This window comes from Aeromonas sp. 604176 (assembly GCF_049170755.1).
Taxonomy (GTDB): Bacteria; Pseudomonadota; Gammaproteobacteria; order Enterobacterales; family Aeromonadaceae; genus Aeromonas; species Aeromonas veronii_A.
Genome location: NZ_JAAKNE010000164.1, coordinates 1 through 6,547 on the forward strand (window position 1 = coordinate 1; position 6,547 = coordinate 6,547).

The following is a 6,547-nucleotide window of genomic DNA, read 5'->3' on the forward strand; positions in this document are numbered from 1 at the left end:
CTGATGTCCCCGGGTGGCGTACACAGCCACGAAGAGCACATCATGGGCATGATCGAAATGGCTGCCAAGCGTGGCGCCGAGAAGATCTACCTGCACGCCTTCCTGGATGGCCGTGACGTTCCGCCACGCTCCGCCCAGTCCTCCATCGAGCTGTTCGACGCCCTGTTCGCCAAGCTGGGCAAGGGTCGTTTCGCTTCCATGATCGGTCGTTACTTCGCCATGGACCGTGACAACCGCTGGGATCGCGTGCAGCAAGCCTATGACCTGATGACCCAGGGCAAGGGCGAGTTCACCGCCGAGAGCGCCACCGAAGCGCTGGCTGCCGCCTATGCCCGCGACGAGAACGACGAGTTCGTCAAAGCAACCCGCATCGGCGAAGCTGCACCGATGGAAGATGGCGATGCGCTGATTTTCATGAACTTCCGTGCCGACCGTGCCCGTGAAATCACCCGCGCCTTCGTTGACACGGACTTCACCGGCTTCGCCCGTGCAGTCGAGCCGAAGCTGAACTTCGTGATGCTGACCGAATACGCGGCCGACATCAAAACTGCCTGTGCCTACCCGCCGACCGCTCTGGTCAACACCTTGGGTGAGTGGCTGGCCAAGCAGGGCAAGACCCAGCTGCGCATCTCCGAAACCGAGAAATACGCTCACGTCACCTTCTTCTTCAACGGTGGCGAAGAGTCCTGCTTCACCGGCGAAGATCGCGAGATCGTGGCCAGCCCGAAAGTGGCGACCTATGACCTGCAGCCGGAGATGAGCTCCGAAGAGCTGACCGACAAGCTGGTTGCGGCCATCAAGAGCGGCAAGTACGACGTCATCATCTGTAACTACCCGAATGGCGACATGGTTGGTCACACCGGTGTGTTCGATGCCGCCGTCAAAGCCTGTGAAGCCGTTGACCACTGCATCGGTCGCGTCACCGACGCCCTGGCCGAAGTGGGTGGCGAGTGCCTGATCACTGCCGACCACGGCAACGCCGAGAAGATGCTGGACGAAGAGACTGGTCAGGCCCACACCGCCCACACCAATCTGCCGGTTCCGCTCATCTATTTCGGTCGCAAAGCCGAGGTAGTTGAGGGTGGCAAACTGTCCGATCTGGCCCCCACCATGCTGACCCTGATGGGTCTGCCGGTACCGCCGGAAATGACTGGCAAGCCCCTGATGATTCTGAAATAATCCTTCCCCATGCGGGGATGCGAAGTTATTTCACAGAAAACCAGTCGCGTCGGCCTGTTGGCCGGCGCGCTGTTTTTTTGCCTGTCGTTTGGCGCCAGCACACCGGCTTTGGCCGCCAATCAGCAGCTGGGGACCATGCAGTCCCAGATCAAAGAGCAACAGAAGACCATCAAGCTCAGCAAGCAGGAGCTTGCCAAGCTCAATACCCAGCTCAAGGCTGACGAGCAGGCCATCTCGGCCGCCGCCGCCAAACTCAACCAGACCAGGCAGCAGTTGAAGCAGAACCAGCAGACGCTGGCGACCCTGCAAAAAGACAAGCTGGCGCTGGAAGTTCAAGCCAAACATCAAAAGCAGTTGCTGGCCAAACAGGCGGAGAGCGCCTTTCAAGCGGGCAACCACGACTACCTCAAACTGCTGCTCAATCAGCAGGATCCGGCCAAACTGAGCCGCTCACTCGACTACTACGACTACCTCAACAAGGCCCGTATCGAGGCCATCGACGCCCTGCGCGCCACCCGCGACAAGCTGGCGAAAAACCAGCAGGCAACCAAAGAGACCGAAACCAGACTGCAGACCCTGCTGAGCGAACAGCAGGAGCATCACCAGACCCTGCTGGCCAGCCAGCAGAGCCGGGCCAAGGTGCGCAACCAGTTGCAGCAGTCGGTACAGGATGACGAACAGAAGCTCACCAAGCTGGTCAAGGCCGAGAAAGCGCTGAAAGCGCGGCTGGAAGAGCTGCGTCGCAAGCGTGAAGAGCAGGAGCGCCGTGAACGGGCCGAGCGGGAGCGGCTGGCCAAGCTGAAAGCGGAACAGGAGCGTCAGCGCAAGCTGGCCGAACAGCGCCGTGCCGAGCAGCAACGACTCGCCGCCCAGCAGAATAAAACCGTCAAACCGGTAGAACCGGTTGAAGAGGTAGCCAGCACCAAGCCGGAGCGTGGCTCGGGCATCAGCAGTGCCGGTCACTACAGTGGTCTCAAGACCAATGGCAGCCTGCGCTGGCCGGTGCAGGGACCGATCCTCATCTCCTATGGCTCGCCCCGTACCGCCCAGCTCAAGTGGAAAGGCACCCTGATCGGCGCCAGCGAAGGAACCCAGGTCAAGGCGGTTGCACCGGGACAAGTGGTCTACGCCGACTGGCTCGACGGCTTCGGTATGCTGCTGGTGATCGACCACGGTAAAGGCTATATGAGCCTCTACGGTCATAATCAGTCGCTGCTGCGTCAGGTTGGCCAGAACGTGGAACAGGGTGAACCGGTGGCGCTGGTCGGTGACAGTGGCGGTCAGGACAGACCGGGCCTCTACTTCGAAATTCGCTATCAGGGCGAGGCGATCAACCCGACCAAATGGCTGGCCAAGGGTTGAGTCAACCCGGCCGACAAACGCGTCACACACTCACTAGCAAAAGCCTGCATCACGCAGGCTTTTGTCATTTCAGAAGCATCGCCCCTCAATGTCGCGCCCATTTGATGAAAAATTACCTAATTTTTCGCTCGGCTCAGGGGAAGATAACCAGACCCATCTGCTCCAGCAATACCTGCTGCTGATCCTCGTTAATTTGCCCCCCTTGCAGATCGACCCGCCGCAGATCCAGCCCCGGCAGGTCGCACTGGCGCAGATCGCAGCCCTGCAGCTTGAAGCTGGTCCAGTCAATCTGGCCAAACTCGGAGCCGCTGAGATCGGAACCCGCCAGCGAGGCACCAAACAGGTTGGCCCCCTGCCAGCGGTTGCCGGTCAGCTCGCACTTCTCCAGCAGACAACCCTCGAAGCTGGCATAGCTGAAGTTGTTGCCGGTCAGATGGGCCTCGCAGAAGTAGCTTTTGGCGGTGATCTGGTTGGCGAAGCTGGCATGGCCGAAGTTGATACCGACCGCCTGACAGTCGCGCATCTCCAGCCCCAGACACTGGCTGCGGCTGCAATCGGCCATGGTGAGATCGCAGCGCAGGAAGCTCGCCTCGCGCAGATCACAACCCTGCAACAGGCAGCCCCGTTCACTCTCCCGATCGTAGAAGCTGCAGTCAATGAAGCGGCTATCGCTCAAATCCAGCCAGGAGAAGTTGCAGCCGATAAAGCGGCACTCCGAGAACTGCTCCCCCTCCACATCCTGTTGCTCGAACCGGACATCCACGAACTGCTTGCCTCTGATCATCGGAAAACTCCTGCAAAAACGGCTTCATATGCTGACTTTATCCGCCAAAAACGGTAATGTTACATGTAACATCCACGCTGGACACCCCTATGAGCCCCACCCGCAAGCGCCGCCCCACCCTGCAAGATATCGCCGACCAGACCGGCGTGACCAAGATGACTGTCAGCCGCTATCTGCGCGACCCGCAGACCGTAGCGGAGGGGACCCGCGAGCGGATCGCGGCGGTGGTGGAAGAGCTGGGTTATATCCCCAATCGGGCGCCGGATATTCTCTCCAACGCGACCAGCAAGGCGATCGGCATCCTGATCCCCTCCCTCTCCAACCAGGTCTTCTCGGCGGTGATCCACGGCATCGAGTCGGTGACCCGACCGGCCGGTTACCAGACCCTGCTGGCCCACTACGGCTACAGCCCGGAGCGGGAGGAGGAGCAGGTCGCATCCCTGCTCTCCTATCACGTGGATGGGCTGATCCTCTCCGACAGCCAGCACACCGAACGCACCCGCAAAATGATCGCCACCGCCGGCATTCCGGTGGTGGAGACCATGGATCTACCGCAAACCCCCATCGACATGGTGGTCGGCATGGACCATAGAGCCGCGGCCCGGGCCATGGTAACAGAGATGCTGCACCGGGGCCGACGCAAGGTGGTCTATCTGGGGGCGCGGCTCGACGTGCGTACCCAGCTGCGGATGGAGGGTTACTATCAGGCGATGACCGACTTCGGCCTCACCGGCCAGCATCTGCTGACCGAACAATCCTCCAGCTTCACTCTGGGGGGCGAGCTGCTGGATCAGGCGCTGGTGCGCTATCCCGACCTCGACGGCCTGTTCTGCACCAACGATGACCTGGCGGTGGGCGCCCTGCTGCAGTGTCAAGCCAAGTGGATCCCGGTGCCCCAGCAGATCGCCATCGCCGGTTGCAACGCCCTCGACATCGGCCACGCCATGACCCCCAAGCTGGCCAGTATCGCCACCCCGCGGGAAGCGATAGGTCGGGAGGCGGCCACCATGCTGCTGGCACGTCTCAACGGCCAATCCCAACCCGACACCCGCAAGGATATCGGCTTCTCCCTCTATGTCGGGGAGAGTCTGGGGTAACCCCCCCAGCCATCATGGCGTGTTTACCCGCTATGATGGCGCATACTGCAACCTCTTATCACCATCCTCTGCTCTATGCTGGCCCGGCATTACAGCCACATTTCAGGAGCAGAAAATGAACAACACCGAACGATTGCGAGCCTGCCTGCAGCGCGTTGTCTGCGATCCTCGTTTTACCCTGGCCGAGCTCGACCAGTGGTTCACCCCGGACTACTGCCAGCAGGTGAATGGCGAGCAGCTCGACTACATTGCCTTTTGCCAGCACATTGCGGCGCTGAGAGCTCATCTGGCCGAAGCCACTATCGAATTCGTCGCCACAATCGCGCAAGGGGACAGGGTGCACTCGACCCATGTGGTGCGATCTACCCGCCACGATGGCGCCCCACTGGTCTGCAAGGTGAGCGGCCTCTTCACCTTTCGCGACGGCAAGATCTGCCAGACCGACGAGGTGACCTGCCTGCTGAGCGGCAGCAAGCAGGATGCCGACATAGGTTCACGACGCTGAGCCACGCCGGGCGAAGCGCTGGAGCGCGCGGGAGAAGGCGGCGGGATCTTCGTAACCGAGCAGGTCGGCAATCTGCACCGATGTGAACCCCTGATACTGCAACTGGCGAGCCCGCCACATCACCACCTGCTCGCGCCACTGGCGGAAGGTACAACCCAGCTGCTGGAGGAAAAGCCGGTTGAGAGTGCGCAGCGAAGCGCCGCAATCCATGGCCAGCTCGGCAAGCATGGTGTTGATTGAGGGTGCCTGACAGAAACGCTCCAGCACCCGCAGCAGGCGCGGGTCGAGGTTGGCCGCCAGCGCAGGCTGGGCCGCTTGCGGAGCAGCTCGCACCAACTCGTGGCCAATCACTGTCAGATAGGCCTCCTGCTCGGCCCCCTCCTCCAAATCGATCAGGCGGGCAAAGAGTCCAGCCAGCAGCGGCGTTACCTGCCGCAGACCAAAAGGGGCTGATGCGGACGAATCGGTATAGATAAGCGACAGGCGAGAGTGGCGCAGCACGCGAAACTCGTGCTCCCAGCCCGTCGGAATAAAGCAGAGCTGGCCGGCCACCAGCAGCTCGCTGGCAGCACCGCCGGTGATAACGCCGCCACCTTCATGCATGTAGCAATACTGGGCCTGCGGATGACAGTGCAGCGAAGTGAAGTGCCCTTGCGGGCAGGAGCGATGGAGAAAGGACATATCGGCCAGCCGGATAAGAAACCGACCACGACCATAAGGGAGCAGACGGCACCCTGTAAATGGCTTTTCCGCTGTCAAAATGGCCAAAAGAAGCAGGCCACCCGAGGGTGGCCTGTTTGGTTTTCTGCACAACTGAGGCTTAACGTTTAACCAGCTCAACCGCTTCGCGGGAGAGGCGGGTCACCTCTTCCCAGTTGCCGCTCTTGACCGCATCGGCTGGCAGCATCCAGGAGCCGCCGACAGTGGCCACACATTTGAGTGCCAGATAGTCGGCCACGTTTTTCGGGCCGATACCGCCGGTCGGGCAGAACTTCACCTGGGGCAACGGCGCGGCAATGGCGGAGAGCGCCTTGGTGCCGCCGTTCGCTTCGGCCGGGAAGAACTTCAGGTGGTCATAGCCCGCTTCCAGCGCCTGCATCACTTCAGACGGAGTAGCCACACCCGGGATCAGCGGTGCAGTGCTGTTGGCTGCGTGAGCCAGCAGGGCCGGGGTCATCCCCGGGGAGATGACGAAGCGGGCACCGGCGGCAACGGCTGCGTCAAACTGCTCGCAGTTGAGCACGGTACCGGCACCGACCATGGCATCCGGCATCGCCTTGGCGATAAGGGCGATGGCATCGAGCGCCACCGGGGTGCGCAGAGTGATTTCGAACACCGAGATGCCGCCGTCGAGCAGCGCCTTGGCCATCGGCAAGGCCTGATCCAGCTCGTTGATAACCATCACGGGTACCAGCGGGGAGGCGGCAAACACCTCGGCCGGGGTCACTTTCCAGTTCTGCATAGCTCTTCCTTAGTCAAAGGCTCTTAGTCAAAAATAGTGGCGCCACACTCGGCGCTCGATACCGCGCGACGCATCACGCTGAACAGTTCACGACCCCACCCCTCTTGTTCCAGAGTGAGGTCAATCTCGGCCTGGGTACGGCCACTCAAATCGGTCAG

7 protein-coding genes are annotated in these 6,547 nt (G+C 61.3%); 4 read left to right on the forward strand and 3 right to left on the reverse strand.

Annotated features, from left to right (window positions below; translation table 11 throughout):
* Both gpmI and envC read left to right on the forward strand, forming a co-directional pair.
* Nucleotides 1-1,179: 2,3-bisphosphoglycerate-independent phosphoglycerate mutase (gene gpmI, locus G5358_RS19590; protein ID WP_421324746.1), on the forward strand; the 1,179-nt coding region annotated here is incomplete at its 5' end.
* Nucleotides 1,180-1,188: 9 nt separating this feature from the next.
* Entirely contained in the window at nucleotides 1,189-2,541 is a 1,353-nt protein-coding gene (gene envC / locus G5358_RS19595; protein ID WP_421324747.1) for a murein hydrolase activator EnvC, read from the forward strand.
* 133 nt (nucleotides 2,542-2,674) lie between these two features.
* Here envC and G5358_RS19600 read toward each other — a convergent pair whose 3' ends face one another.
* A complete protein-coding gene (locus G5358_RS19600) occupies nucleotides 2,675-3,325 on the reverse strand; it encodes a Qnr family pentapeptide repeat protein (RefSeq protein ID WP_421324748.1) in 651 nt (216 codons plus the stop codon).
* 89 nt (nucleotides 3,326-3,414) lie between these two features.
* Between G5358_RS19600 and G5358_RS19605 the strand changes: the two genes are divergently transcribed.
* On the forward strand, nucleotides 3,415-4,422 hold the full coding sequence (locus G5358_RS19605; protein WP_005355407.1) for a substrate-binding domain-containing protein: 1,008 nt from the start codon (nucleotides 3,415-3,417) through the stop codon (nucleotides 4,420-4,422).
* 115 nt (nucleotides 4,423-4,537) lie between these two features.
* Nucleotides 4,538-4,927: a nuclear transport factor 2 family protein gene (locus tag G5358_RS19610; protein WP_076493934.1), complete on the forward strand. Its 390-nt coding sequence runs from the start codon at nucleotides 4,538-4,540 to the stop codon at nucleotides 4,925-4,927.
* Here the strand turns inward: G5358_RS19610 and G5358_RS19615 are convergent.
* Nucleotides 4,916-5,608 carry a helix-turn-helix domain-containing protein gene (locus tag G5358_RS19615; protein ID WP_421324749.1) on the reverse strand — a complete coding sequence of 231 codons (693 nt, stop codon included), beginning with the start codon at nucleotides 5,606-5,608 and terminating at the stop codon, nucleotides 4,916-4,918. The genes G5358_RS19610 and G5358_RS19615 overlap by 12 nt on opposite strands.
* A 139-nt stretch (nucleotides 5,609-5,747) precedes the next feature.
* The gene (locus G5358_RS19620; RefSeq protein WP_182969982.1) at nucleotides 5,748-6,389 is read right to left on the reverse strand and encodes a bifunctional 4-hydroxy-2-oxoglutarate aldolase/2-dehydro-3-deoxy-phosphogluconate aldolase; all 642 of its coding nucleotides are present in this window, start codon (nucleotides 6,387-6,389) and stop codon (nucleotides 5,748-5,750) included.
* Nucleotides 6,390-6,547 lie beyond the last annotated feature (158 nt).

Excerpts from the sequence above, each read along its gene's own strand:
- G5358_RS19600 (WP_421324748.1), bottom strand. The coding sequence starts at position 3,325 with ATGATCAGAGGCAAGCAGTTCGTGGATGTCCGGTTCGAGCAACAGGAT.
- envC (WP_421324747.1), top strand. The coding sequence starts at position 1,189 with ATGCGGGGATGCGAAGTTATTTCACAGAAAACCAGTCGCGTCGGCCTG.
- G5358_RS19610 (WP_076493934.1), top strand. The coding sequence starts at position 4,538 with ATGAACAACACCGAACGATTGCGAGCCTGCCTGCAGCGCGTTGTCTGC.
- G5358_RS19605 (WP_005355407.1), top strand. The coding sequence starts at position 3,415 with ATGAGCCCCACCCGCAAGCGCCGCCCCACCCTGCAAGATATCGCCGAC.
- G5358_RS19615 (WP_421324749.1), bottom strand. The coding sequence starts at position 5,608 with ATGTCCTTTCTCCATCGCTCCTGCCCGCAAGGGCACTTCACTTCGCTG.
- G5358_RS19620 (WP_182969982.1), bottom strand. The coding sequence starts at position 6,389 with ATGCAGAACTGGAAAGTGACCCCGGCCGAGGTGTTTGCCGCCTCCCCG.